The sequence below is a fragment of the Myxococcus guangdongensis genome, assembly GCF_024198255.1.
Classification (GTDB): Bacteria; Myxococcota; Myxococcia; order Myxococcales; family Myxococcaceae; genus Myxococcus; species Myxococcus guangdongensis.
Genome location: NZ_JAJVKW010000005.1, coordinates 349,783 through 375,125, shown reverse-complemented (window position 1 = coordinate 375,125; position 25,343 = coordinate 349,783). Strand labels below are relative to the sequence as shown.

The 25,343-nt window shown below is 70.9% G+C and carries 20 protein-coding genes; 11 read left to right on the top strand and 9 right to left on the bottom strand.

Annotation, left to right across the window (positions count from 1 at the left end; translation table 11 throughout):
- Positions 1 to 45: 45 nt before the first annotated feature.
- The 3 genes from LXT21_RS18115 to LXT21_RS18105 are packed head-to-tail and all read right to left on the bottom strand — an operon-like array spanning position 46 to position 6,169.
- Positions 46 to 2,964, bottom strand: coding sequence for an ATP-binding protein (locus tag LXT21_RS18115; protein WP_256571725.1), 2,919 nt, complete (start codon positions 2,962 to 2,964; stop codon positions 46 to 48).
- Positions 2,961 to 3,749 (bottom strand): methyltransferase domain-containing protein, encoded by a 789-nt coding sequence (locus tag LXT21_RS18110; protein WP_254039396.1) that lies wholly within the window; start codon positions 3,747 to 3,749, stop codon positions 2,961 to 2,963. Before LXT21_RS18110 ends, LXT21_RS18115 begins: the two co-directional genes overlap by 4 nt.
- On the bottom strand, positions 3,740 to 6,169 hold the full coding sequence (locus LXT21_RS18105; RefSeq protein ID WP_254039395.1) for a PilZ domain-containing protein: 2,430 nt from the start codon (positions 6,167 to 6,169) through the stop codon (positions 3,740 to 3,742). The genes LXT21_RS18110 and LXT21_RS18105 overlap by 10 nt, the downstream gene beginning before the upstream one ends.
- A gap of 369 nt (positions 6,170 to 6,538) precedes the next feature.
- Between LXT21_RS18105 and nadA the strand changes: the two genes are divergently transcribed.
- The 3 genes from nadA to LXT21_RS18090 all read left to right on the top strand — a co-directional run bounded on the left by nadA (position 6,539) and on the right by LXT21_RS18090 (position 8,968).
- The gene (nadA, locus tag LXT21_RS18100) at positions 6,539 to 7,471 is read left to right on the top strand and encodes a quinolinate synthase NadA (protein WP_254039394.1); all 933 of its coding nucleotides are present in this window, start codon (positions 6,539 to 6,541) and stop codon (positions 7,469 to 7,471) included.
- Positions 7,472 to 7,548: 77 nt separating this feature from the next.
- Complete coding sequence (locus LXT21_RS18095) at positions 7,549 to 8,148, top strand: zinc-ribbon domain-containing protein (RefSeq protein WP_254039393.1); 600 nt, start codon at positions 7,549 to 7,551, stop codon at positions 8,146 to 8,148.
- Between the two features lie 7 nt (positions 8,149 to 8,155).
- On the top strand, positions 8,156 to 8,968 hold the full coding sequence (locus LXT21_RS18090; RefSeq protein WP_254039392.1) for a methyltransferase domain-containing protein: 813 nt from the start codon (positions 8,156 to 8,158) through the stop codon (positions 8,966 to 8,968).
- Here LXT21_RS18090 and LXT21_RS18085 read toward each other — a convergent pair.
- Positions 8,961 to 9,344, bottom strand: a complete 384-nt coding sequence (locus tag LXT21_RS18085) for a metallothionein (protein ID WP_254039391.1) — start codon at positions 9,342 to 9,344, stop codon at positions 8,961 to 8,963. The genes LXT21_RS18090 and LXT21_RS18085 overlap by 8 nt on opposite strands.
- A gap of 178 nt (positions 9,345 to 9,522) precedes the next feature.
- Here LXT21_RS18085 and LXT21_RS18080 point away from each other — a divergent pair, with 178 nt between their 5' ends.
- Entirely contained in the window at positions 9,523 to 11,088 is a 1,566-nt protein-coding gene (locus LXT21_RS18080) for a hypothetical protein (protein WP_254039390.1), read from the top strand.
- Positions 11,089 to 11,365: 277 nt separating this feature from the next.
- A complete protein-coding gene (locus tag LXT21_RS18075; RefSeq protein ID WP_254039389.1) occupies positions 11,366 to 12,598 on the top strand; it encodes a hypothetical protein in 1,233 nt (410 codons plus the stop codon).
- A gap of 24 nt (positions 12,599 to 12,622) precedes the next feature.
- Here LXT21_RS18075 and LXT21_RS18070 read toward each other — a convergent pair whose 3' ends face one another.
- From LXT21_RS18070 to LXT21_RS18060, 3 genes are all read right to left on the bottom strand, one after another.
- Positions 12,623 to 13,429 (bottom strand): hypothetical protein, encoded by an 807-nt coding sequence (locus LXT21_RS18070; RefSeq protein WP_254039388.1) that lies wholly within the window; start codon positions 13,427 to 13,429, stop codon positions 12,623 to 12,625.
- A 156-nt stretch (positions 13,430 to 13,585) separates the two neighbouring features.
- The gene (locus LXT21_RS18065; RefSeq protein ID WP_254039387.1) at positions 13,586 to 16,327 is read right to left on the bottom strand and encodes a serine/threonine protein kinase; all 2,742 of its coding nucleotides are present in this window, start codon (positions 16,325 to 16,327) and stop codon (positions 13,586 to 13,588) included.
- Positions 16,328 to 16,532: 205 nt separating this feature from the next.
- Positions 16,533 to 17,615 (bottom strand): hypothetical protein, encoded by a 1,083-nt coding sequence (locus LXT21_RS18060; RefSeq protein WP_254039386.1) that lies wholly within the window; start codon positions 17,613 to 17,615, stop codon positions 16,533 to 16,535.
- Between the two features lie 151 nt (positions 17,616 to 17,766).
- Here LXT21_RS18060 and LXT21_RS18055 point away from each other — a divergent pair, with 151 nt between their 5' ends.
- From LXT21_RS18055 to LXT21_RS18045, 3 genes are read left to right on the top strand one after another with little or no spacing between them, the layout of a single operon-like run.
- Positions 17,767 to 18,585 carry a glycerophosphodiester phosphodiesterase gene (locus LXT21_RS18055; protein ID WP_254039385.1) on the top strand — a complete coding sequence of 273 codons (819 nt, stop codon included), beginning with the start codon at positions 17,767 to 17,769 and terminating at the stop codon, positions 18,583 to 18,585.
- Positions 18,586 to 18,596: 11 nt separating this feature from the next.
- Complete coding sequence (locus LXT21_RS18050) at positions 18,597 to 19,358, top strand: deoxynucleoside kinase (protein ID WP_254039384.1); 762 nt, start codon at positions 18,597 to 18,599, stop codon at positions 19,356 to 19,358.
- Positions 19,359 to 19,413: 55 nt separating this feature from the next.
- Positions 19,414 to 19,932, top strand: a complete 519-nt coding sequence (locus LXT21_RS18045) for an acyl-CoA thioesterase (RefSeq protein WP_254039383.1) — start codon at positions 19,414 to 19,416, stop codon at positions 19,930 to 19,932.
- An 84-nt stretch (positions 19,933 to 20,016) separates the two neighbouring features.
- Here LXT21_RS18045 and LXT21_RS18040 read toward each other — a convergent pair whose 3' ends face one another.
- On the bottom strand, positions 20,017 to 20,406 hold the full coding sequence (locus LXT21_RS18040) for a HesB/IscA family protein (protein WP_223746714.1): 390 nt from the start codon (positions 20,404 to 20,406) through the stop codon (positions 20,017 to 20,019).
- A 134-nt stretch (positions 20,407 to 20,540) separates the two neighbouring features.
- Here LXT21_RS18040 and moeB point away from each other — a divergent pair, with 134 nt between their 5' ends.
- Positions 20,541 to 21,701: a molybdopterin-synthase adenylyltransferase MoeB gene (gene moeB / locus LXT21_RS18035; protein ID WP_254039382.1), complete on the top strand. Its 1,161-nt coding sequence runs from the start codon at positions 20,541 to 20,543 to the stop codon at positions 21,699 to 21,701.
- 18 nt (positions 21,702 to 21,719) lie between these two features.
- Entirely contained in the window at positions 21,720 to 22,052 is a 333-nt protein-coding gene (locus tag LXT21_RS18030) for a rhodanese-like domain-containing protein (RefSeq protein ID WP_254039381.1), read from the top strand.
- Between the two features lie 51 nt (positions 22,053 to 22,103).
- Here LXT21_RS18030 and LXT21_RS18025 read toward each other — a convergent pair whose 3' ends face one another.
- Complete coding sequence (locus LXT21_RS18025) at positions 22,104 to 24,428, bottom strand: serine/threonine protein kinase (RefSeq protein ID WP_254039380.1); 2,325 nt, start codon at positions 24,426 to 24,428, stop codon at positions 22,104 to 22,106.
- Positions 24,429 to 24,540: 112 nt separating this feature from the next.
- On the opposite strand from LXT21_RS18025, the gene LXT21_RS18020 reads away from it, so the two are divergent.
- Complete coding sequence (locus LXT21_RS18020) at positions 24,541 to 25,182, top strand: hypothetical protein (RefSeq protein WP_254039379.1); 642 nt, start codon at positions 24,541 to 24,543, stop codon at positions 25,180 to 25,182.
- The last annotated feature ends 161 nt before the right edge of the window (positions 25,183 to 25,343 follow it).

The following is a 25,343-nucleotide window of genomic DNA, read 5'->3' as shown; positions in this document are numbered from 1 at the left end:
GCGGACGTCACGCCGCAACGAGTCGACCCTCCGCCCGCGGGAGGCTCAGCCCAGCCGGCCCACGCGGGGCTCGGGCTGTCCCTCGGGGCCGCCGTTCGACGAGGAGCGCCCGGGCGGACGCAGGGGCAGCCGCACCTCCACCTGGGTGCCCTTGCCCGGCGCGCTGCTCAGGTGGATGCGACCGCCGTGACGCACGACGATGCGCCGGCTCAGGGCCAGTCCCAGCCCCGTGCCCTCCCCCGCCGCGCGGGTGGAGAAGAAGGGCTGGAACAGCCGCTCCATGTCCTCCTGGCGGATGCCCACGCCGTTGTCGCTGATGGTGACGACGGCCTCGTCGCCCTGGCAGGCGGTGGCCACGCGCACCCGGCCGTGCTCGCCCACCGCGCGCAGCGCGTTGTCCAGCAGGTTGAGCCACACCTGGTTGAGCGAGCCCGGGTCTCCCTGCACCGGCAGCGTGCACTCGTAGGCGCGCTCCACCGTCACGCCCGACGGGACGCGCCACATCAGCACGCCCAGCGTGGAGTCCAGCAGCGTGTCCAGGGACAGCATCACCGGCGTGTCGGTGGTGCGGGTGAAGGACAGGAGCGACTCGGCGAGGTGGCGGATGCGCTGGCCGCACTCCTCCATCACCTCCACCATGGCGCGGCTCATCTCCGCGTCCGGCGTGTTGTCCGCCAGCACTTCCTTGAGCGGCGTCAGCGCGTTCATCAACCCGTTGAGCGGGTTGCGCACCTCGTGCGCGAAGCCGGAGGTGAGCAGGCCGATGGCCGCCAGCCGCTCGTTCTCCGCGGCGCGCACCGCCGCCTCGCGCAGGCGCAGCTGCGTCTCGATTCGCGCCAGCAGCTCGCGCGGGCTGAAGGGCTTGCCCAGGTAGTCGTTGGCGCCCGTGCCCAGGGCCTCCACCTTCGCGGAGACCTCCTGCCGCGCGGTGAGGAGGATGACGGGGATGTCCACCGTCTGGGAATGCGAGCGCAGGGCCTCGAGCATCTGCAGGCCCGAGAGCACCGGCATCATCACGTCCGACACGATGAGCTCCGGCCGCTCGGCCAGGGCGCGCTGCCGGCCCTCCTCGCCGTTGACGGCCTCCATCACGCGGTAGTGCTGCTTGAGCAGCCCCGCGATGAAGCCGCGAATCTCCGCGTCGTCCTCCACCACCAGGACGCGGGGCGCGTCCGGCCCCGGCCCGGCATGATCTCTGGCGGGCAGCGCCGACGGGTTGCGCCCGTTGTCCGGCACGCCCGCGTCCAGGGAAGGGTACGAGCCGGAGATGCGCCGCTCGCGCCGCACCGGCATCTCCGAGCGGCGCCGCTCCCGCAGCTCCTCGCGGATGTGGGCGCGGCCCTTGGGCAGGCGCACGTGGAAGGTGGAGCCCTGGCCCAGCTCGCTCGTCACGTGGATGCCGCCCTCGTGCAGCTCCAGCGTCTCCTTCACCAGCGCCAGGCCGATGCCCGTGCCGCCGAAGCGTCGGGTGCCGCTGTTGTCCGCCTGGGCGAAGCGGTCGAAGATGACCTTCGTGTCCGGGGCGGAGATGCCCTGGCCGGTGTCCACCACGTCCACCCAGACGTCCTTGTCGTCCTCGTGCACGCGCACCGTCACCCCGCCCGCCTGGGTGAACTTCAGCGCGTTGGACAGGAGGTTCTGGAAGACGATGTCCATGCGCTCGTGGTCCACCTCCACGGGCGTCACCGTCTGGCCCTCCAGCTTCAGCCACACCCCCTGCCGCTCCGCCATGGCGAGGAACGGCGGCAGCACGGTGCTCAGGAACGCGTGCAGCTCCAGGGGCTGGTAGCGCAGGCGCGCCTTGCCCGACTCGAGCTGGGCCAGGTCCAGCAGGTTGTTGATGAGGCGCAGGAGGCGCTGGGCGCTGCGCTCCATGGTGGCCACGTGCTGCATGACCACCTCCGGGTTGTTCTCCTCGCCCCGGCGCTCCAGCGACTCGAGCGTCAGCAGGATGAGCGTGAGCGGCGTGCGCAGCTCGTGGCTGACGTTGTCGAAGAACTCGCTCTTGAGCCGGTCCAGCTCCTGCTGGCGCACCAGCGCGTCCCCCAGCTTGCCGTTGGCCTCCTTCAGCTCCTGGGTGCGCTCGGCCACGCGGTCCTCGAGGGCCACGTTGGCGCGGAAGATTTCGTCGTAGCGCTGCTGCAGCTCCGACAGCGAGCCCATGATGGCCTGGTTCTGCGAGCGCAGCGCCTCGTCCTTGCCCTTGAGCTCGCGCCGCCCGTCCAGCCAGCCGCCCACCGCGAAGCCCGCCGTGGCGAGCGCCCCCACGCAGAACACCGGGTGGCCCAGCCCCACCGCCGTCGCGGCGAGGCCGCACACCGTGCCCAGCACCAGCCCCAGGTGGTGGCCCCACAGCGACGGCGGGTCCGTCCACGTCAGGTGGTAGCGGCACGCGGGCGCGCCGTGCACCTGGCACTCCAGCTCCCGCACCTCCGCGGGCGCCAGGCCCCAGATGGTGGGGAACGAGGCGAACTGCCCCATGCGCAGCTCGCAGATGTTCCGGTCCTGCTCGACGATGGTGCTGCGGTACGTCAGGTCCAACCGCTCGCGCTCCAGGCGCTCCACCGTGAAGTGGCCCACGCGGTTGTAGCTGGGGGAGAACTCAATCGTCTGCCGGTAGCACATGCGCGGCGAGCCGACCGCGCGCAGCATGTAGAACACGAAGCCGAGCGCCTGGGGCGAGGCGGTGAACAACCCCGCCTGCCGCATGAACTGCGGGTCCCCCGACTCCTGCTGGAGCATCGCCGCCACGCGCTCGAGGAAGCGCAGCGAGACGAAGTTCGTCGGCGTGCGCATGTACTCCAGCGGCAGCCCGAAGCCGTGGCGCTCCCAGATGCGGTGCAGCCGCTCACCGCCATAGCGCTGCTCGAAGTACAAGAGCAGCGTGGAGGTGGCGCGGGTCCCCACCTCGGGAGCGTTGTCGGGCGTCTGCGACTCTTCCCGTTGTGGGGCACTGTCACTCAAGGCCGGGTTCCCTCCGTTACCAGGGTCACCGCATACTTGAGTCCGGCGGGGTCCGCCAACATGGCCAGGAAGTCACGGCAATGCGCCTGGTAGGGTTCCATCCCTCCGAAGGCGGGCGCGGCCACGGGCGCCAGCGCGGCGAAGCGCACCTCCCAGTCCTGCATCAGCCGGGTGTCCGCGGCCCCGGCCACCAGGTAGAACGGCAGCAGGTGCACCTTCACGTCCACGAGCCCCGCCTCGCGGAACTCCGAGAAGAGCTTGCGCCCGACGTGCAGGTCGAACCCCCGCGTGGCCAGCGCGTCGACGATGCGCTGGGTCCCGTCACGCAGCGCGTCGGAGAAGGGCCAGTTCTGGAAGCCCAGCCCGTCGATGTCCGACACCACGACCTTGCCGCCCGGGCGGGTGACGCGCATCAGCTCCGCGAGCGCCACGGGCCGGTCCGGCAGGTACTCGAAGACGTACTGGCTCCAGACGTAGTCCACCGACGCGTCCGGCAACCCGGTGCGGCGGATGTCCGCCTGATGGAAGCGCAGCCAGGGACGGTGGGCGTTGCGCAGGGAGGCGTCGCGCAGCCGGTCCTCGTTGAGGTCCACGCCCGTCACCTGGCCGGTGGGCCCCACCAGGTCCGCCATCGTCTCGGAGATGCCACCGGGGCCGCAGCCCGCGTCGAGCGCGCGCGCCCCGGTGACGAGCCCCGTGGAGCCCAGGAGGGTCCTCATGTTGTCGGACGCGCCTTCCTGCGCGAGCAGCCGACGGCCCTCTTCCGTGGACTCCATCAAGTACATGAAGGTTCCTCGGCGGAGGATGACGGCTGGGCGGCGGCGCGGCGCGGGCGGCTGAGCCGCTCGAAGAGCGAGCGCCACAGGTCGCACCAGCGGCGGACCATGGAGCGGTGGAAGATCCACTCGCAGAAGCGCCCCTGGTCCCCGAAGCCCATGGACGCGAGCAGCGGCGCGTCCTCGTCCGCCACCAGGCCCACCGCGGAGGGCCGGCCGCGCGAGCGGGCGTGGGCGATGCACCGGTGCACCAGGGCCTCCAGCGCCTGCTTCGCCAAGGGGTGCGCGCGGTCCGCCACCTCCAGCCAGAAGCCGTTGGTGACCTCGATGTAGCTCAGGCCCGGGGACGCCTCCTCCACCAGCGCCAGCGCCAGCGGGCCGTGCTCCCCGTCCACGACGAACATGCGCCGGTCGCGGTACAGCCCCGCGGCCGCGAAGCGCGCGCGCATCTGGTCCTCCGCGTCCGGCTCCGCCTGGAGGTCCTCCGCCAGCACGCGGACCACCTCGCCCCGGGCGCGAAGGTGCGCCTCCAGCCAGGCGCGGTCCTCGGACGTCCCCTCGCGCACCGTCAACATCGTCGCCGGGGCCTGGGGCGCCAGCTCCAACGGCAGCCGCATGTAGTGGAAGGCCCGCAGCATGCTGAAGCCCCGGTGCTCCATGACGCGGGCCAGCCACGTGCCCAGCCGGTTGGGCCACCGGTTGTCGCTGCGCCACATGTAGCGCAGGAACTCCACGTCCTCGATGGCCTCGCCCATCTCCACCGCGAGCGCCGTCAGGTCGTTGGCGATCTGCTCGTGCCGGTGGTAGCCGGGCCGCACCGCCAGGTGCTGCACCAGCCACGAGCGCGAGTGCATCCTCAAGCCCCCCACGTGGCCCATGATGGCGCCCGCGTCCGCGTAGAGGATGGAGCGGCCCAGGTCCTTGGCCTCCGCGAGCCGCCGATGCGTGTGCTCCAGCGCGTCCAGGTAGCCCGACTCGCCGCCGAAGGGGTAGTCCGGGTGGAAGGTGTAGTGGGACTCCTCCATCATCTTCCAGATGTCCGCCAGCTTCTCCTGGCCGCCATCGCGCGAGGCCCCGCTGCGCGACGCCATGAAGGCGTCGTGGATGGCGTCGCGAATCTTCGTGGGCACGTCGAGCAGCCGCACGCCGCAGCGGTACGGGCGCAGGCTGCGGTCGAACCGGCTGTCGGTGTTGACCGCGTCCACCGAGCGGACCTCCGCGCGGCACGGCACCTCCGAGCCATCCGGCAGCAGGAGCGACACCTCCAGCTGGGAGCCGGCGGGCAGCACCTCGCAGGACGCGTCGAACGGGAACGCGAAGCCGCGACCGCTCAAGTCCAGCACCGAGCGGGTGATGCGCTCGCCGTTGATGGGCGCGTGGAACGTGACGAGGAAGCGGTGCTCGGGCCCCAGCCGGAAGCGCTGCAGGCCGCGGCGGTTCTGCAGCCCCACCGAGCGCGGAACGCTCAGCGCCACGTCGTTGTCGCCGCGGCGCAGCACGCTGGTGGCGCCCGAGTAGCTCTGTCCGCCCACCTCGAAGGAGAGCTGCAGCACGTCCCCCACGTCCGCGGGGAACGCGCCGTCATTGAAGCCGCGCAGCACCGCGCGCCCGTCCTGCAGCTCCACCACGGGCGCGTCCAGGCGGAAGTGGGACGACGGGGTGTCCAGGTAGTGCAGCCAGATGGGGGTCTCGCGGCGCACCGCCTTGCGCAGGAGCGCCAGGACGATGACGGGGTCCCGCATGCGCGAGGACGGCGCCGTCACCGGCTCGTCCAGGCCCTCGCCCCAGGTGATGCCCAACCGCAGATAGGGCTGCTGGGTGGCGTGGACCTGCTGGGCGTGGCGGATGAACGCGCGCGGGACGTGGAGCACCGCCTTGCCGTGGCGCTCGAAGACCAGGTCCTCCAGCGCGGTGCCCTGGATGAACGCGCCGATGGAGGCGGTGAGCGGCACGCGCAGCGCGGCGCCGAAGTTGCCCACGTCCAGGCAGCCGGCGGGGTACGTCACGCCGTGGAGCCGGAAGCGCACCGACAGGGTGCTGGCGGGCGTCACCCGCGCCGAGGAGCGGTGCTGCAGGATGCTGGTGAGCCGCCGGCCCAGCTCCGACACGGTGAGGCTGTCATCCAGCGTATTGAAGACGTGCCCTTCGGCCGCGGTCTCCACCAGCTCCTCGAGCCCCTGGCGGTCCGACTGCGAACAGACGAAGACGCGCACGGCCTCGGGCGCTGCCCGGTCGACATGTCTCAAGAAGCGTCGCGCGTTCTCTGGAGGAGCGATGATGAGGGTGGGCGCCGTGGACTCCATGCGCCGCGTGGCTTCCACCTGGGACTCCACCGCGACAACCCGGTGGACGCCCAGGACCTCGGCCAGCGCGGCGCGCCGGCCCTCGTTCGGATGCACAATCAGGACGTCCTGAGTGGGGACACTCATGCTCTCTCCTCGACGGGAAAGGCGTTCAAATGGAGAAGGGACAGGGCCACTGCCTGCCCACGGCCACGGGTCCGGTGCCGCCCCCTCTCCACCAGCCGATCGCGTGTTCTCGACCCCGAATGTGTGGCTTGTCCAAGCTTGACAGCAAGGCGACTGCCCCCCCGGGCCGACCCGGGGGATTGCGCGCAGTCTACCCTCTCCGCGCCGTCAGGTGATGCGGGCATGCGCCTCGCTTGCACGAAGTGGGACGGTGGCAGAGTCGACCCAGGGAACGCCAGCGCCGGTCATCCGTTCGCCCGGCAGCCAACTTCCGACGATGTGGCCCAACCCCGCCGGGCGAGTTAAGTGTCGACCAGGCAAGGAGGTGCCATGGGCACCGAGGTGGATTACGCGCGGGAAATCGAGGAGCTCAAGCGTTCCATGAACGCTGTGATTCTCGCGCACTACTACCAGGAGAGCGAAGTCCAGGACGTGGCGGACTTCGTCGGGGACAGCCTCGCGTTGGCGCAGGCGGCGGAGCGCACCCAGGCGGACGTCATCGTCTTCTGTGGCGTGCACTTCATGGCGGAGACCGCGAAAATCCTGAATCCCTCGCGGCAGGTGCTGCTGCCGGACCTGAAGGCGGGCTGTTCGCTGTCGGACCGGTGTCCGCCGGCGGCCTTCAAGGTCTTCAAGGAGAAGCATCCAGGCGCCTTCGTGGTGAGCTACGTGAACAGCTCCGCGGCGGTGAAGGCGATGAGCGACGTCATCTGCACGTCCTCCAACGCGGTGAAAATCGTCAATCAGGTCCCCCGGGATCGGCAGATCCTCTTCGCGCCGGACCAGCATCTGGGCCGCCACGTCATGAAGCAGACGGGCCGGGACATGGTGCTGTGGCCGGGCAGCTGCATCGTCCACGAAATCTTCAGCGAAAAGAAGCTGGTGGAGCTGAAGGTGAACCACCCGGACGCGGAGGTGGTGGCCCATCCGGAGTGCGAGGCCCCGGTGCTGCGGCACGCGGACTTCATCGGCTCGACGAAGGGCATCCTCGACCACGTCATCAAGAGCCCGAAGCAGAAGTTCATCGTCGTGACGGAGGCGGGCATCCTCCATCAGATGAAGAAGGGCGCGCCGCACAAGCACTTCATCCCCGCGCCGCCCGACAATGGCTGCGCGTGCAACGAGTGCCCGTACATGCGGCTCAACACGCTGGAGAAGCTCTGGAAGTGCATGAAGGAGCGCACGCCGGAGCTGACGATGCAGGAGGACCTGCGAGAGGCGGCCCGCGCTCCGCTGCAGCTCATGCTGGAGTGGTCCAGATAGAGCGGAATCTGTCGTCACAGCGGACATTTGCCAACTCGCGTCTTGCGCCGGGAAGGCCAGGGTGCAATGGAGCATCCGTGGCCTTCCGATTTCTCGCAGTTCCGTCGCACCGACTGGTGGACCACCCCCAGTCGCTGCCGGTCGATGAGCGCCTCGAGCCGGACCTGCCGCCGGTCCATGAGGCGGTGGAGCGCGCCCTGTCAGGCGCCGAGTTCCGAGACATGCGCGCGAAGGACCGCCTGCGTGCCCTGCTGCAGGGCGACAAGCCCCCGACGCTGGGCGCGCCCGAGGCGGGCTTCGGTGCCTCCGCCGTGTTCGCGCAGCCGCCTCAAGACCTGCCGGCGCTGCTGCGACTGGCGGATGAGCTGGAGGGGTTGGCCCGACGCGAGGCCGGTGAGCGCGCGCTGGTGTGGAAGTGCGGCGACTGCGGCGCCCGGTACGCGGTGCCGGTGGCGCTGGTGCGCCAGGTGTCCATCCGCTGCGAGCGGTGCGGCACCCCGGTGGAGCTCAACGCCACGCGCAGCCTCGGTGAGGAGGCCCTCATCGACCCCTTCCAGGGCGCGGTGAACCACAGCCGCCGGGAGCTCGCCGCCTTCTTCCGCGAGGCGATGGCGCGGGGCTGGCCGGTGCTCGTGGCCGAGGACCGGCGCGTCGCCCAGCCGCCGCCCCAGGCCTGACGCCCGAGTGCGGCACGCGCTCGTCCAGCTCCTCCGATGTCCCCGCTGTCGCAAGGGCGCGCTGCGTCCCGAGGCGCCCGCGCCCGTGCTGCTCTTCGGCCCGCTGCGGTGTCCGGAGTGTCGCACCAGCTACCCGGTGGCCGAGGGTGTGGCGGACCTGGTGCTGGAGCCTCCGGCGTCCACCGGTCTGCAGCGCGGGCTGGAGAACCGCTGGGTGGCTCGCTCCTACGAGCGCTACGTGCGCCCCACCCTCCAACGCGCGCTGCTGCGTCAGCCGCTCGACCCGGACAGCGAGTACCTGCTCTATCGCAGCCTGCTGGGCACGCCCGACGGGCCGGTGCTGGACCTGGGCTGCGGCACGGGGCTGGTGGCGCGCAGGCTGGCGCGTGAGCCGGGCTTCCCTCCCGTCGCGGGACAGGACGTGAGCCCCGCGATGCTGGAGGAAGGCATGGCGCAGGCGCGCGAGGCGGGCGCGACCGTGGACTTCCTGCGAGCCAAGGCGCCCTACCTCCCCTTCCAGGACGGAGCGCTGGGCGCGGTGCTGATGGTGGACTCGCTCCACTACGTGGAGGACCTGGGCCGGCTGATGCTGGAGGTGGCGCGGGCGCTGCGGCCCGGGGGACGCTGGGTGGCGAGCACGTATGCGCCGCCAGGGTCCGCGTCGGGACTGCTCCACCGTCGCGCGGGGCTCCACCCCAGGAACGAGGCCACGCTGCGCGCGGCGGCTGGGGCGGCGGGGCTGGTGCGCTTCGAGCGGGTGGCGCTGCCGCCGCTGCTGGTGCTCAAGGCGGAGAAGGCCTCCGCCGAGACGCTCAGATGAAGATGCCGGCGGACGCGTCGGTGCGGCGCGCCTCGTCCAGCTTCAGCTCCGCGGGCTGGCCGCGCAGCGCGTCCATCACCTGCCGCTTGGGCTTGCAGCGGGCACACTCACACGTGCCCTTCTTGCACGTGCAGTCCGCCTTGCTGCCGCACTGACACTTCGCGGCCATCAGCGAGTCGAGCGCGTCCAGCGGGCGCTCCTGCTCGCTCGTGGCCGGACGGGCCTCAGCAGCCTTGTCCGCGGAGGGCGCCTGGGCCTGCTCGCTCTTGGCTCGCGCGGCCTGGGCGTGGGCCTCGCAGGCGCTCGCCGCTCGGGGCGCGAGCATCAGCAGACCGCTGGCCAGCGCCGCAACCATCATCGTCGCGTTGCGTGTCATGTGCGCGCTCCTCGAGAGGCCCTCGGCCTCGGCTCCCGTGCTCCGGCGCCTATAGCGCAGGCCCCAACGACTGCCAAGGTCGACGGCCATACCTTTGTCTACCTCGCCGCGTCACGTCGAGCGTCTCTGTTGGCTGCTCGCCGGGCAGGGAAGCGGCGCGTACAGTCCTGCCCCTCTCGTGACGAACTCCAACGCTCGCTTTATTCACGTGACGGCCCTGGTGCTCGGCGCCCTGCCCTTGTGGGTGTCCCGCCACCTGCCCATGGTGGACCTGCCGCAGCACCTGTACCTCATCTCCGTCCTCCACCGGCTGGATGACCCGAGCACGCTGTACCCGCAGCTCTTCGAGGCGCGGCACGCCCTGACGCCGTACCTGGGGTACTACTACCTGGTCAGCGCGCTGAACTGGCTGTTGCCGCTGGACCTGGCCAACCGCGTCTTCCTCACCGCCTACGTGGTGGGCCTGCCGCTGAGCCTGGGCTTCCTCTTGCGCTCGCTGGGCAGTCCCACGTGGCCGTCGCTGCTCGCGCTGCCCTTCGCGTACGGAGACAGCTTCGGCTGGGGCTTCATCAACTACTGCGCCGCGCTGCCGCTGACGTTGCTGTGCTGCGGCTTCTTCGTGCGCGCGCTGGAGGACGCGCCCAGGCGCAGGCGCTGGGCGGCGTGGCTGGCCGGGTGTCTGGTGGCGGTGCTGCTGTTCCATGTGCAGGCGTTCGGGTTCCTCGCCTTCGGGCTGCCCTGGCTGCTCCTCACCACGGCGGTGCCGGAGGACGCCTCGGCGCGGGGGCTGGTCGCGAGGCTGAAGCCCCGCGTGCCGGCGCTCGCGGGCGTGGTGCCCGGGGTCGCGCTGTTCCTCGGCTGGGTGGTGCTGCGCTTCGGTGAGCCGCCCGACATCCAGCCCGGTGCGCCGTGGAAGGCGTGGGGGCCGACGTTCTCTCCGCAGAACCTGGGGTGGAAGAGCTTCGCGCAGAACCGGGCGGAGCTGTTCGACGTGCTCGCCAACACGCTCCGGGATGGCTCGGACCGGTGGGCGATGTACGCGGTGGGCGCGGTGGCGCTGGCGGGGTGGGTGGCGGGGCTGGTGCGTCCGGAGGGCGCGGGTTCTCGAGGCTGGGTGACGCGCTCGCGGCTGCTCGGGCTGGGCGGGCTGGCGCTCGCGCTCTACTTCCTGCTGCCGTTCGACATCCGGGGCTATGTCTACTACCTGAACACGCGCTACGCGCACCTGGCCGCCGCGCTGCTGGTGGCCACGGCGCCGGTGACGGTGGCTTCGTGGCGGGTGCCGCTGCGGTGGGCGGCGGGGGCGTGCGCGGTGGTGCTGGCCGTCACGTTGGGCCGGGGCTTCCGCGCATTCTCACGCGAGGCGGCGGAGTGGGAGGGGCTGGTGTCGGCCACGGCGTCGAAGCCGCGGGTCATGGGGCTCATCCATGATCCAGGCTCGCGCGTGGTGCGCTTCCCCGTGTTCATCCACTCGGCGGCGGTGCTCGCGCGCGAGCGCGGGGGCGTGCCCAACTTCACGTTCGCGTCGACGCCCCACTCTCCGCTGAAGTATCGCGGCGAGGTGCCGCCCACCTTCCCCTCGGAGTGGCGACCCCAGGACGTCGACTTGGACACGCAAGGCGCCTGGTACGACACCTTCGTGGTGCGCGGCGCCCACCCGTCCCAGGTGTTCGGCGCGAGGCTCCAGTCGGAGTTCGTCATCGCCGGCCAGTCGGGCCGCAGTTGGCTGGTGCGCAGGCGCTGAGCGGGGCTGCCGACCTCTTCGGCGCGAAGGTCGAGGCGAAGCGCGTCCCCGACGGACCGCGACCAACCGGTGCGCTGGCACGCAGCGCGGCGCCCTCGATGTCCGGCCGCAGGCTCCGCTCGAGGCAGACCGAGGTCGGTCCCTCGTCGAGCTTCGGTGCCACCACGACACTCGCACATGAGCGCCGAGCCCCGCGCCATCCCGAGTGTGGCCCAGTGGTCGCGCGCCCCGCACGGACGATGCCCCGAGACACACGGCGCGGGGTACAAGGCCCGGCATGAAATCCCCCGCCTCGGACCCTCGCGCCCTGCTGGATGCACTCCGCGCCGGCACCAGCCTGCCGGACCTCCCCGCCGACACGGTGGAGACCGCCCGCGCCCTCGCGCGTGAAGGCCACGTCGCCACGTCCGCCGAGGTGGAGGCCCTGCCCGAGCCCCTCGCCGCCGCCCTCCTCGAAGCCTCCGTGCTCGCCGGCCAGCCCGCGCTCGCGGAAGGACTGTCCTCCTCCTCGTTGAAGCCCCTGGCCAAGCTCGCCAAGAAGGCCCTGTACCGCCTGCGCTCACGCGGTGTCGCCGTGGCCGAGGCTCCGCGCCCCGCGCCCACCGAGTCCCCCATCCCCGCGAGCGATGCCCTCCCCGCCCTCGCCAGCATCATCACCGGCCGGGGCGAGCGGGCCCTGGTCCTGGGACGCTCGATTCGCGGCGGCGGCGTCGAGGTGGTGCAGGCACTGCTCACCGACGAACACGGCGTCATCCAACTCCAACTCGGCGAGAAGGGCCGGGGCGCGTGGCGCCGCGTCATCAAGGAAGGCCTGGAGCAGGGAGGCACCATGGAGCTGCCCGTGCACGAGGCCGCCGCCCTGCTCGCCGAGGCCGCCGGGCTCAACCTGCGCACCCACACCCCGTTCCCCGAGGGCCTGGACGTCGCCCTGCGTCACTTCGGCATCCAGCCCCAGCTCGAGCCCACCGCCCTCCCCCCTCCCGAGCCCGATGACGTCCGACGCTCGCGCGAGGGCGACCTGCTGCACGAGACGTCCGAGATGGCCGCGTGGCTTCCGCCCGAGCCCGTGGTGAAGCGCCTGCTGGCGAAGCTGGACGAAGTCGTCGTCAGCCCCCTGGCCCTCAGCGACGTGCAGCGCCAGGACCAGCTCCAGTCCGCCGTGGCCTCCGTGGCACAGGACTTCTTCTCCCCGGACATGGCCCGGCGCTACGCCCTGCGACTGTGGCGGATGGCGGACTTCTTCGAGCGCACCGACCGCGCCCGCGAGGCCGACGTGGCCCGGGGAGAGGCGCGGCGCCTGTTCCACGGCGCCGACCAGCCCTTCTCCCGCTTCGCCGAGCGCCTCTTCGAGAAGGTCCTCGGCCTGGTGGCGGCGGCCGGAGCCCGCGCCGAAGCCACCGCCCAGCGAGCCCCCGGCGCCGCACCCTCCGGCGCCCGGGAGCCCACCCTGTCCGCCGAGGCCGCTCCCTCTCAGGAGCGGCGCAGTCCAGGCGGACTCATCCTCCCCTGAAGGCCAGGGGAGGCCCCGCGCGCCTCACTCCGGTGAGACGCGGGCACGCAGCAGCAGGTCCAGGTTCTCCTGCTCCCAGGCCTGGGCCCGCGAGTAGTCATGGAAGCGCTTCTCGTGCTCCATGAGCTCGGGCGGATGGATGCACCGTCGCCCGTCCTCGCCCCGCCGCATCCGGTAGATGTGGTGGAGCATCTCGTGGAAGACGATCCACTCCACGAAGTAGCGGGGCACCACCGGCTGGTCCAACGCCGGGTGGATGCGGATGACCTTCGAGTCCGCCGAGTAGGAGCCCATCTTGATGCTCTTGCGAGGCCCCTTCACCCGGGGCGCCGGCCCATAGGTGATGGCCGCGTCGATGCGCCGACCGAAGTACCGCTCGTTGAGCCGGTCGAAGATGCGCTCCAGGTCATGCGTCTGCCCCAGCGGCTCCAGCCGGATGCGCTTGCGCATCTGCGCCGGGGACAGCCGCCGGATGTAGCTGCGGTTGCGCTCGATGTAGCGGTCCAACAACGCGCTCGCCTCGGGGTCCCCCTTGCGCACGAAGCTGGCGAGCGCCTGCACCACGTCGTCGGGCGCCGCCAGGAACATGTGGTGCAGCCGAAGCCGCCACATCGTTCGCTGACGTTGGAAGGTCAGCATGGTGTGCGTGTTGTCGTGGACCTCCACCGCCACCTTCGCGCGCAGCCGCGTGCGGAGGCGGCGTTCGAGCACGCGTCTCCAGACCTTCAAGAGCCGGTTCGGTTCCGGCGCGACAGGCAGCTGTCGCACTACCCGCCCGGCCGTGTAACTCCTCTTCGTCACGATGTTTTTCTGCTTCTTGAGGCGCGCCATGGAGCGCCGGATTCTACGGCCCCGTCTGACATGCGCAATGCGCTCGCCAAGCGGAAAACCTAGGAAATCCAACGACTTAATGGCACTCGAGCCCACCCGGTCCCACTTGTCCGCCCGTGGGGGAGCCCCGCCCATACGGGCAAACGCCCGTCCCGACTAGCGACGCGGTTTGCAGGGGACCGGGAGGACGAGCGGTCCCGGATTTGCCTGCTCGATGAGGTAGGATTTCGTCCCCCGTCCGGTCCGTCGGCCGGGGCAGTCGAAATCGACCCGGAGGGGGCCAGGGGGAAGGCTGACGAGCCGATTGACGGGCAGCCGCTCGCCGCCCTCCTGGCGCAACACCGTCTTGGGGGGCGCCTCGAAGCGCACCTCCACCAGCGAAGGCGGTGCGGGCTCGACCTTCACGGGGACCTCCGGCGCGGCGACAGGCGCCGGGGCCTCGGGCGTCGCGGGGCCGGGGGCGATGTCCGCGGTGGGCTGCGCGGCGGCGACCACCGGGGCCGCGACGGGCGCGGGCGGCGGATTCGCGGAGCGCACCGGCACCGTGAGGGCCGACTGCTGCTCCTCGCGCGCCTTCTGGGAGAGGTCTCGCGGCGGGATGGGCAGGGGCGTGGGGCCCTTGAGCCGGGTGTAGAGGCCCCAGCACAGCAGGCTCAACAGCACCAACAGGAGCAGCCCGCCGACGACGACCAGCAGCAGCCCTCGCGAGCCGGTGCGCGCGGGCGTCGCGCTCGTGTCGGAGTAGTCGTAGCCACCGCCGTACCCCATGGTGGACTCGTCGTCCTCGCCATCGCGCAGCGAGGCCGTGGGGCTGGTGAGCGCCCCCGACAGGCTGGAGTCGGTGTGGAAGTGGTCGTCGTCGTCCCCCACCGCCACGGCGGGAGCGCGCGCCGCGGGCATCAGCGGACGGGAGGCGGCGCGGTGGCTCACCGTCGCGGGGGTGATGGACACCGACTGCGACGGCTCCAGCTCCACCGAGGACATGCGCCGCATGGGCGTCGTCAGCGACACCGACTCGGACGTCTCCACGTCCAGGGGCGACAGGCGCCGCATGGGCGTCGTCAGCGACACCGACTCGGACGTCTCCACGTCCAGGGGAGACAGGCGCCGCATGGGCGTGGTGAGCGACACCGAGGCCTCCGCGTCCACCACCGACTGGCGGCGCAGGGGCATCGTCATCTCGCCAGGGCCGTCGTCCAGGTCCTGCGGAACCGGCGTGGGCGTACGGCGCGGCGGCGCCACCGGCGTGGGCGGGGAGGACATGCGGCGCGCGCGCGCATCCGTGGGGGTGCGGGGCGCGGAGGCATCCGCGAGCACCGCCGCGCGCGGCGAGGGAGGTGGCTCCAGCGGCGCGACGGCGCGAGGCGGCGGCTCCACCGGCAGCGGCCCCGACGCCGAGCGCTTCGAGGCCGTGGGCGGCGCGGTGAGCGGCTCCGGGGTGATGGGGCCTCGCTGCGCGGAGGACACCTCCGAGTGGGTGCTGGCGCGCCGCGCGGGAGGCGGCGGCGTGCGGCCCCGGCCGCGCAGGGGGATGGTGGACTCGCCATCACCCGCGTCCTCGTCTTCCTCGTCCCCCGGCCGAGACAGCACCGAGTACCCCGTGGGCGCCGTGCGCACGGCGGTGGACATCTCCGAGTCCACGTCCTCGTTCACCGGAGGCGCACTGCGGCCGCCGCTCGGCAGCTCGCGCGGGCGCGCCATCTGCGTGGCCGGCTCGGGCTCGTCCCGGTAGCTGGCGGCGGGCAGCCCGTCCGCGGAGTGGCGACGCGGCGTGGGGCGCGCGGTGAGGCCGGGCACTTGAGCCACCGCCGGCTCCGCCATGGGCGTGGTGGAGGACAGCGTGGGCGCGGTGACATCCATCGGCGGCGGGCGCTGGGGCACGGACGCGTCCGCCACCCGGTTGGCCACCATGGGCACGGTGGCGTTCATGCGGCCCACGGGCTTGGACACCGGGATGTGGAGGATGGTGCGCTCCTCCTCCTCGCCCATCAGCCGGGCGATGTACTCGGACACATCCAGGCTCTGCTGCAGCGAGCCCGACGCGAGGAACGCCTCCAGCTCCGCGTGCACCACCGACGCGCGCGGGTAGCGCTGGTTGCGGTCCTTCGTCAGGCACCGCATGACGATGCGCGAGAGCTCCAGCGGATAGTCCGGGCGGAGCAGGTGCGGCGGCGTCGGGTCCTCGTAGCGGATGGCGTAGAGGATTCCCTCCGTCGTCGGCTTGGAGAAGGGCTGCTTGCCGGTGGTGATTTCGTACAGCATGGTCCCCAGCGCGAAGATGTCCGCGCGGTGGTCCAACCGCTCCTGCGACACCTGCTCCGGCGCCAGGTAGAGGAACTTGCCCTTGATGACGCCCGGCTTGCTGCGCTCCATGAACGCGCCGGCCTTGGCGATGCCGAAGTCGACCAGCTTGACGCGCCCGTCGTAGCCGATCATCACGTTCTGCGGGCTGACGTCCCGGTGGATGAGCTCCAGCGGACGGCCATCCACGCCCCGGCTCTGGTGCGCGTAGTCCAGCCCCGACGCCACCAGCGAGCAGATGCGCGCCGCCACGCCGCACGGCACCGTCGCCCCGAACTTGAACTCCTCCAGCACCACGTGGCGGAGGTCCACGCCCTCCACGAACTCCATGGCGATGAAGATGTTGTCGCCCTCCTTCCCCAGTTCGTGCACCTGCACGATGTTGGGGTGGTGCAGCTGGGCGGCGATGCGCGCCTCGTCCAGGAACATCTGGACGAACTCCGGCTCCTCCGAGAGGTACGGGAGGATGCGCTTGAGGACCACGAGCTCGGGATTGGGCGGACGCTGCGCCAGGAACAGCTCCGCCATCCCACCCACGGCGAGCCGCTTGATCAGCAGGTACTTTCCGAACGGGATGGCCGTCTGGGGCGAGCTCACGGAAGGAACGAGGCGTCTGGCAGGGTGGGACAGGTTGGACTTTTTCCCGAGCTTACCCACAATCAAAGGGTTGGGGGAGCCGGGGGCCCACATCGACCGGTAGCGGACACCGTCTTGAGGTGTTCGTCCAAAAAGAAGCCGCCCCTCCCGGTACGGGCGAGGGGCGGCGACTGCGCGGATCATCCCCGAGGGGATGCGCCTGGGACTACGGCGCCGCGACGGTGCCGACCATGTCCGGGTCGCAGTTCATCGGGTACAGCACGTGCGTGTAGTCGTTCGTCGTGCCGGGGATGATGCCGTCGTTGTACTTGTTGCACGTGAAGCGCGTGCCACCGTCGGCGGTGGGGGTCGTGGTGCCCTCCGCGCAGGGCGTGTTGGTGAAGGTGTCCCAGACGCCACGGATGCCGTTGGGGAACGTCACCGTGCCGCCGTCGTCCGCGGACAAGCGCAGGTCGCACGTCTGGTAGGTCTTGTAGTTGGCCACCAGCACACCGCCCGTCACCTCGAAGCCCAGGTAGTTGTCGTTCGTCGGATCATCCGGGAACTGGCGGAAGGCCGGCGGACGGGCGTTGGTGATGGTGATGGGGCCCGGGATGTGGACGCGCGTGCCGGCGACCTCGGGGTTGGGCTTGGTGCTGCCGCCCTCGGAGTTGCCGAAGCCCGGAGGAGCCTCGAAGTCCGCGGGGACCGTGGTGGTGCCGCGCTTGTCGATGGTGAGGCCGCCGGTGGAGCCGCTCACGTTGAGCTGGAAGTCGCTCTTGACGACCGGGCGGTACGCGTCACGACCCGAGGGGACGTTGTCGTCACCGTTCGGGAGGAAGCGGCGGAAGAAGCCGGTGATGTCCAGCACGTCGCCGACCACGGGCTCGTAGTTCTTGACGACGTCCGTGTAGAACTTGTCGACGTAGATGCCTTCCTTCGGGAAGCAGGGGTTCACCACCCAGAAGCGGGCGATGTAGTCACCGGCGCTGCCGCGGTTGATGTTGCTCACCGCCGTCACCACCACGCCGGTCAGCGTGGCCCGGTCGCCGCGCTTGCCCGTGGCGCGCATGTTGCCGATGGGGCCCATGCCATTGACGGGGGCAGGACATACGGAGGAGCCCGCGTCACTACCGGCGTCGGGGTTGCCCGAGTCCGGGGTGCCCGCGTCGCCACATGCGCCCGTGCAACCAGGTCCGGAGTCGGGAGTGTCCTTGTCGTCATCGTCACGACCAGAGCAGCCCGCCACGGAGGCCAGTACAGCCGTGGCGACCAGCGCCGCCGCGCCAAGCGTCTTGCGCAGTTGCATTTCGTGTTTCTCCATTCTTGTCGCGGCGCCAGGGGTTGATGTCGACGCCGGTCGGTCCGAGGATGTCGGCCTTATACCGGCGCCCGGAGGGGGCCGGCAAGGAACCCCCTCCCCCGCAGGTGACACCCGCGTGAAATCAGGGAACAACCCCATGAGAGCCCCGCCTGCTTTTCTCCGAGGACTGCGGCCCACGCTGCACATCTCGCACCGCGGCGGCGCGCTGCTCGCGCCCGAGAACACGATGGAAGCCTTCCGCCAGGCGGTGGAACGGTTCCGCACGGACATGCTGGAATTGGATGTCCACGTGACGCGTGATGGCGAAATCGTCGTGGCGCATGACGACACACTGGAGCGTTGCACCAATGGCATCGGACAACTGGCCGCGCACACGCTCTCGGAGCTGATGCGATTGGACGCCGGGTATGGCTTTACCCCGGATGAAGGCCAGACATTTCCTTTTCGGGGACAGGGCGTGCGAATCCCCACACTGCGGGAGGTGCTGCGGGTCTTCCCTGACTTACGTCTCAACGTGGAGCTCAAGCCGGACGTGGCCGGGCAGGAGGAGCTGCTCGCGAAGCTGCTCGAGGACGAGGGCGCGGTGGAGCGCGTCTGCCTGGGCAGCGAGCAGGACGCCGTGGGGGAGCGGCTCGCGGCGCGGCTGCCCGACGCGTGTCACTTCTACCCCCGCGATGCGCTGGCCGCGCTGGTCATCGGGCTGAGGGGCGGAGAGTCCCCGCCGGATGACCCTCGCTACACCGTACTCGACATGCCGCTGTACTTCGGTGAGGTGCGGCTGGTGGACGCGCAATTCCTGCGCGAGTGCGCCGAGCGCGGCAAGTGGGTCAACGTCTGGACGGTGGACGATGCGGCGGAGATGACCCGCCTCATCGAAGAAGGTGTCGGCGGCATCATGACCGACCGGCCAGACCTGCTGAGGCAGCGAATGGACGCCACCACCAAGCCGGGTTAAGCCCCGGTTCCATGCCTCGTTCCAGCTCGCGCCCGTCCCCCTCCCCGGCCGCTGCCCCGAAGCCCTCCGACACTCCCGCCGAGAAGACGTCCGCGCCGCGCGCGCGCAACACGGTGAAGACGGCGGCGAAGACGAAGGTGAAGGCACCCAAGGGGCGGCGCTTCGTGGCGCTCGCGGGCAACATCGGCGCGGGCAAGACGACGGCGGCGAAGATGCTCAGCCAGAGCTTCGGCTACGAGCTGTTCGACGAGCCCGTCATCGACAACCGCTTCCTGCGTGACTACTACGCGGACATGTCGCGCTGGTCCTTCACGCTCCAGCTCGAGTTCCTCATCCGCCGCGTCGAGCACCACGAGCTCATCCACTCGTACCGCCGCAGCTGCGTGCAGGACCGCACGCTCTACGAGGACCCGGAAATCTTCGCCAAGTACCTGCACGGCCTGGGGCACATGACGAACGCGGAGCTGGACCTGTACTACGAGTACTTCCAGCGGCTGTCGCGTCACATCATCCGCCCCGACAAGGTCATCTGCTTCGAGGTGGGCAGCGTGGACGTGCTGCTCGACCGCATCCGCACCCGGGGCCGCGAGGAGGAGAAGGGCATCCGCCCACAGTTCCTGCGAGGGCTCAACGGCTACTACGCCTCCTTCCCCCAGGTCCTGCAGGAGAAGTACGGCGTGGAGACCCTGGTGATGGATGTCTCACGCCAGGACATCCGCAAGGGCCGCGGGCGCGAGGAGTTCCTGGACCGCATCTCCACCTTCCTGGCATGAGACACGGCGGGGCCTCGACCGTGAGCCCTCCGTCTCTGTCTGGAAGGTATGAGTGATGTCGGATTTGACGCCCAAGCGAGCCAAGGACACCGAGGTGGTGATGACACAGCTCATCCTGCCTCCCGACGCCAACAACCTGAACGCCGCGTTCGGCGGGAAGGTGATGGAGTGGATCGACATCTGCGGCGCGGTGGCCGCCCAGCGCCACTGCCGGCAGGTCGTGGTGACGGCGTCCATGGATGACCTGCACTTCCACGCGCCCATCAAGGTGGGCTGGGTGGCGCTGCTGCACTCGCGCGTGCTGGCCGCCTTCCGCACCTCCATGGAGGTGGGCGTCACGGTGCACGCGGAGAACCCGCTCACCGGCGAGCGCACGCTCACCACCAGCGCGCTGCTCACCTTCGTGGCCATCGACAAGGACGGCCAGCGCGTCCCCGTGCCGCCGCTCCTGATGGAGTCGGACACGGAGAAGGAGGCCTTCCGCGAGGCCGAGGCCCGCCGCGCCCAGCGGCTCGCGCGTCAGAAGGAGAACCAGTCCTGGCTGAAGGTGATGCAGCCCATCGCCGGGGCCTGAGGGCCCGCTCGGCGACGCGCGCAGGCTCGACGAGGGCGGTGCTGCCACCGCCCTCGCCGGGAGAACGTCGAACGACGGCGGGGCTCAGGTCGTGAACGACGTGCCGCAGCCGCAGGAGGACTTCGCGTTCGGGTTGTTGAACTTGAAGCCCGCGCCCGTAATCGCGGACACGTAGTCGATCTCCGTGCCGGCCAGGTACTGGCTGCTCATGCCGTCGGTGGCGAGCTTCACGCCGTCCTGCTCCCAGACGCTGTCGCCAGCCTTGGTCTCCTTGACCAGGTTCAGGTCGTAGCCCAGGCCGCTGCAGCCGGCGGGGACGACGCGGATGGAGAAGAAGTAGCCCTCGAAGCCCTGGGCCTTGATGACCTCCTTCACCTGCCGGACAGCGGCCTCCGTCAAACGCACCGCCGTCGGGGGCGCGGACTGGGGGGCCGTCGAGGTGGCGGAAGCGGGGGTCGTGGTCGTCGTATCCATGTCGGAAAAATCTCCTCTCGAACCGAGCTTTATAACGCCCGGGGCCGGAAAATCCATGGGAGCGGCCGCTCGTCCGCCCCGGGACACTTCATCCCGCACGGGCCCGCCCCCAAGCCTCGGGTTATACCGGCCCCATGGCGCCCACCTTCCGAGAACTGCTGGCCGGAGTGAAACAGGAGATTCGCGAAGTCACCGTGGACGAGGTGAAGCGGCTCCTGGACACCCGGGCCCCGGTGAAGCTGGTGGACGTGAGGGAGGCGGACGAGTACGCGGGCGGCCGGCTGCCCGGCGCGGTGCACATCCCCCGGGGCTACCTGGAGCTGCGCATCGAGGAGCGCGCGGGCCGGGACGAGGAGCTCATCGTCTATTGCGCGGGCGGCACCCGCTCGGCGCTGGCGGTGAGGACCCTCAAGGAGCTGGGCTACACGCGCGTGGCGTCGCTCGCGGGCGGCTACAACCGCTGGAGCGACGCGGCCCTGCCGGTGGAGAAGCCCTTCGTGCTCTCCGCTGAACAGAAGGAGCGCTACCGCCGGCACCTCATCCTCCCCGAGGTGGGCGAGGAGGGTCAGGCGCGCCTCTTGAAATCCCGCGTGCTGCTGATGGGCGCGGGGGGGCTGGGCTCCCCGGCGGCGCTGTACCTGGCGGCCGCGGGCGTGGGGACGCTGGGCATCGTCGACTCGGACGTGGTGGACCTGAGCAACCTGCAGCGTCAGGTGCTGCACACCCAGGAGCGCCGGGGCCAGCCCAAGGTGGTCAGCGCCCGCGCCGCGATTGAAGCCCTCAACCCGGACGTGAAGGTGGTGCCCTTCCAGGAGCGCCTGACGTCAGCGAACGTGCTGCGCGTGCTGGACGGCTTCGACCTGGTCCTCGACGGCGGCGACAACTTCCCCACCCGCTACCTGCTCAACGACGCGTGCCTCATGCGCGGGCTGCCCAACATCCACGGCTCCGTGTTCCGCTTCGAGGGTCAGGTGACGACCTTCGTGCCGGGACAGGGGCCCTGCTACCGCTGCCTCTACCCCGCCCCGCCGCCGCCGGAGCTCGCGCCCTCGTGCGCGGAGGCCGGCGTGCTGGGCGTGTTGCCGGGCCTCATCGGTCTGCTCCAGGCCAACGAGGCCCTCAAGCTCCTGCTCGGCAAGGGCGAGCCGCTCGTCGGCCGGCTGCTGACGTTCGACGCGCTGGGCACCCGCTTCCAGGAGCTCAAGCTGCGCCGCGACGCCCAGTGCCCGGTGTGCTCGCCCGGCGCGAAGGTGGAGCTCATCGACTACGAGCGCTTCTGCGCCACCGCCCCCTGACATCCTCCACGCACCGCCATGCCCATCCCCGAAATCACCCCCGCCCGCCTCGCCCAGCTCCTCGAAGGCCCCGCCGAGACTCGCCCCGCCCTGCTGGACGTGCGCTTCCCGCACGAGCACGAGTACGTGGCGCTCCCCGACTCCGTGCTCATCCCGCTGCCGGAGCTCGACGAGCGCGCCGAGGAGCTGGAGGCGCTGCGAGGCCGCCCCGTCGTCGTCTACTGCCACCACGGCGTGCGCAGCCTGGATGGCACCGCGTACCTGCTGTCGCGCGGACTGGAGGCGGTGTCGCTGCGCGGGGGCATCGACCTGTACTCGCTCCAGGTCGATTCCTCCCTGCCGCGCTACTGAAGACCGAGGAGACGCGGAGGTGCTCGCGGGCGACGTGCCGCGCGCGAGCGGCTACCCGATGAAGGCCGACAGGTCCTGCGTGTCCTTCAGGACCGAGTTCGGCTTGATGTCGACCTCGAAGATGAACGGCTCCTTGAGCGGCCCGCCGATGAGCTCGAGCTTGTGCTTGCCCTCCATCAGGTCGATCTTCAAGCCCTTGCCGCCGCCGCCCTGGTACAGGCCCACGTCCTGGCCCCGGCGGCGCACGGTGATGCCGCGCACCGTCTCCGGCTTGAGGAGCAGCTGCAGCGAGCCCCGTCGGAACTCCTGGGTGAGCACCTTGGACTCGCCCGGCACGCCGAAGGCCAGCGTGTCCGTGTCCTCGGTGAAGATGCCCTGCTGCTCGTTCTCCAGGATGAGCGTGTCCTGCAGGTGCGCGCCCGACACCATCGTCAGCGGCGTCAGGCCCAGCTCGGTGACGGGCTGCGAGCTGCCGCAGCGCTCCGTGTGCCGCACGGACACCTTCACCCGCTCGTTGGTGTTGACGGTGAGCTTCACGCCCTGCCCGTCCGACGCCGTGGCGCTGAGCACCGCGAGGATGGGCTTGTGGAAGACGGCCACCACCCCGAGCATGCCCACGATGAAGCCCAGCATGGCGATGTTGCGCTTGGCCAGCGGCTGACCCGCGTGCCGGCGCGCGTCCTTCGCCAGCGCCCGGTCCACGTCGTCCTCTTCCCGCACCGCGGGCGCGGAGGCGAGCGAGGCGCGGGAGCGTGACGGGGGCGGCGGCGAGGGCATCTCCGCGCGACTGGAGGTGCGCCGACGCGCCGGGGCCTCCGGCACGGACACCTGCGACTGCATCCCCGTGCGACGGCGCGGCGGCGGCGAGGGCTCCGGCGGCGGCAGCATGGTCCGCTCGTCGTCGTCCTCGTCCTCCATCCGCGTGCGCTCGTCCAGGTCCAACGACGCGGAGGTGCGCGAGCGGCGCGGCGCGGGCGGCTCCACGTCCACCGCTGGCGCGGCGCGCGTCATGGAGCGGCGCGGAGGAGGCGGCGCGGGCTCGGAGGGCTCTCCCGGATTCGTCGTGGCGCCGCGCAGGTCCGAGCGCGAGCTGGTGCGGGCCACCTGCGTCACGTTGGCGCTGCTCGGACGGCGCGTCGAGTCCGACGTCCCGCCCCGGCGGCGCTGGGGCGGCACCTCCATCACGCCGGACGGCGCATCCCACTCGCCCGGGTCCTCCTCCACCACCGGCTGCGGCACCGCGCCCGTGCGGCGCGCGGGAGGCGGCGGCGAGGCGCGGGGCGGCGCGGAGCGGCCCCGCTCGCGCGGAGACGACGACTCGCCCGGAGGCGCGTCCCAGCTCATGTCCGACGACGCGCGTCCCCGGCCCCGCTCCTGCTGCGGCGGGGGCGGCGGCGCGGAGCCGCCAGACTCCTCGTCCGCCAGCACCACCTGGCCCTGGGCCCGCTCATCGGACAGCCGGTCCGCGAAGAGCGTCTCCATCAGCTCGGAGATCTGCACCGAGCCGGCCACCCAGCGCTGGCCGACGAGGATCTCCTCGAGCGCCGTCTGGAACTGGCGTGCGTCCCGGTAGCGGTCATCCGAGCTCTTGGCGACGGCCCGCATCACCACCGGGTCCATCTCCTCCGGCACGTCCGCCACCTGCGACGGCGGCTGGATGGCGCACTCCATGGCGGCCTGGAGCGTGGCCAGCTCCGAGTCCCGCTTCAGGGGTCGCACGCCGGTGAGCAGCTCGTAGAGCACCAGGCCGATGGCGAAGATGTCCGCGCGCCCGTCCAGGGGCTTTCCGGCCGCCTGCTCCGGCGCCATGTACGCGAACTTGCCCTTGATGGCGCCCGACTTGGTGAGCGACGCCTGATCCGCCGCCTTGGCGATGCCGAAGTCCACCAGCTTCACCGAACCGTCGAAGCTGATGAGGATGTTCTGCGGCGAGATGTCCCGGTGCACCACGCGAAGCGGCCGGCCCGCGTCGTCCGTGCGGCTGTGCGCGTAGTGCAGGCCCTCGCACGCCGCGGCGACGATGCGGATGGCCAGGGGCCGGGCGATCCACTGCCCCGCGCTGGCCGCCTTGCGCATGACCCGGCCCAGGTCCTCGCCGTGGATGAACTCCATGGCGATGTAGTAGGTGCCGTTCGCCTCGCCGAACTCGTAGACCTGGGCGATGTTCGGATGGTTGAAGCGCGCCGCGATGAGCGCCTCGTTCCGGAACATCTCCACGAACTCACGGTCCTCCGCCAGGTGCGGGAGGATGCGCTTGACGACGAGGTTCTTGTGGAACCCCTCGATGCCCGTCTGGCGCGCAAGCCACACCTCGGCCATGCCGCCGGTGGCAAGCTTCTTCAGGAGCTGATATTTCCCGAATGATTGAGGGTTCATCCCGGGTCTCTGGCCGGGGGAGTTGGCTCAGGTGGAATGCGTCAGGGCTCGGCATCCTAGAGGACAGCGGTCGCCGAGGCAAAGGTGGCATGTGTGGAGATCGACTGGCGCGTTGATTGCCTGCCTGCTCACGACGGGTGCGGTCGCGGCCACTCCGGGTGCGGATCAACTCCGCACCGAGCGACGCGGTGACGTGCTGGAGCTGCGCTGGGCGGACGCCGAGGAGCGGCTGCAGGGTACGCTTCACCCCGCCCTGCCCCGCGAGGGCGAGCCCGCGATGCTGTCCCTGCACGTGGGCGCCTTCCAGGGCGCGGAGTTCACCGGACCGCTGACGCTGACGCTGCACCTGAAGGACTCGCCCTCACAGCTGACGCGCACGCTCACGCACGACGGCGTCAACTGGCACACGCAGCTGGAGTTCGACGAGCCGGGCCTCTACGAGCTGGAGGTCCGCTACCAGAACACGCGCCTCAAGGTCCTCACGGGCTTCATCACCGTGGCCTCCACGCCCCTGCCCCGCGGCCTGAGCTGGGCGCTGGTCATCGGCGGCTCGGGCCTGGTGCTCGCGCTGGGGGTGAGGGGCGCGCTCAAGCGCCTGCGGGGTACGCCTGCGCCCACCGAGCCATCCGACGTCGACGCTCCGCCGGCCATCACCCCACCGGTGGAGGCATCCGCTTCCACTGACGCGGCCGGCGCCACCGCTGAAGCGGCCAGCGCCACCGCACCGGCGCCGGATGCGGCGTCCAACCGGTAACTCCTTCCACCGGTTGATCGACATTCGTACAGGGGTGGGTGCCCACGAAGTGGAACTTTCGTTCCCACCGAGGGCTCCGTAACGCCCGCGTCACGACGTTTCCGGGCCCTCTGACGGGCTTGCGTCGTCCACCGCCGTCCGCCACCCGACGTTGTCGAATC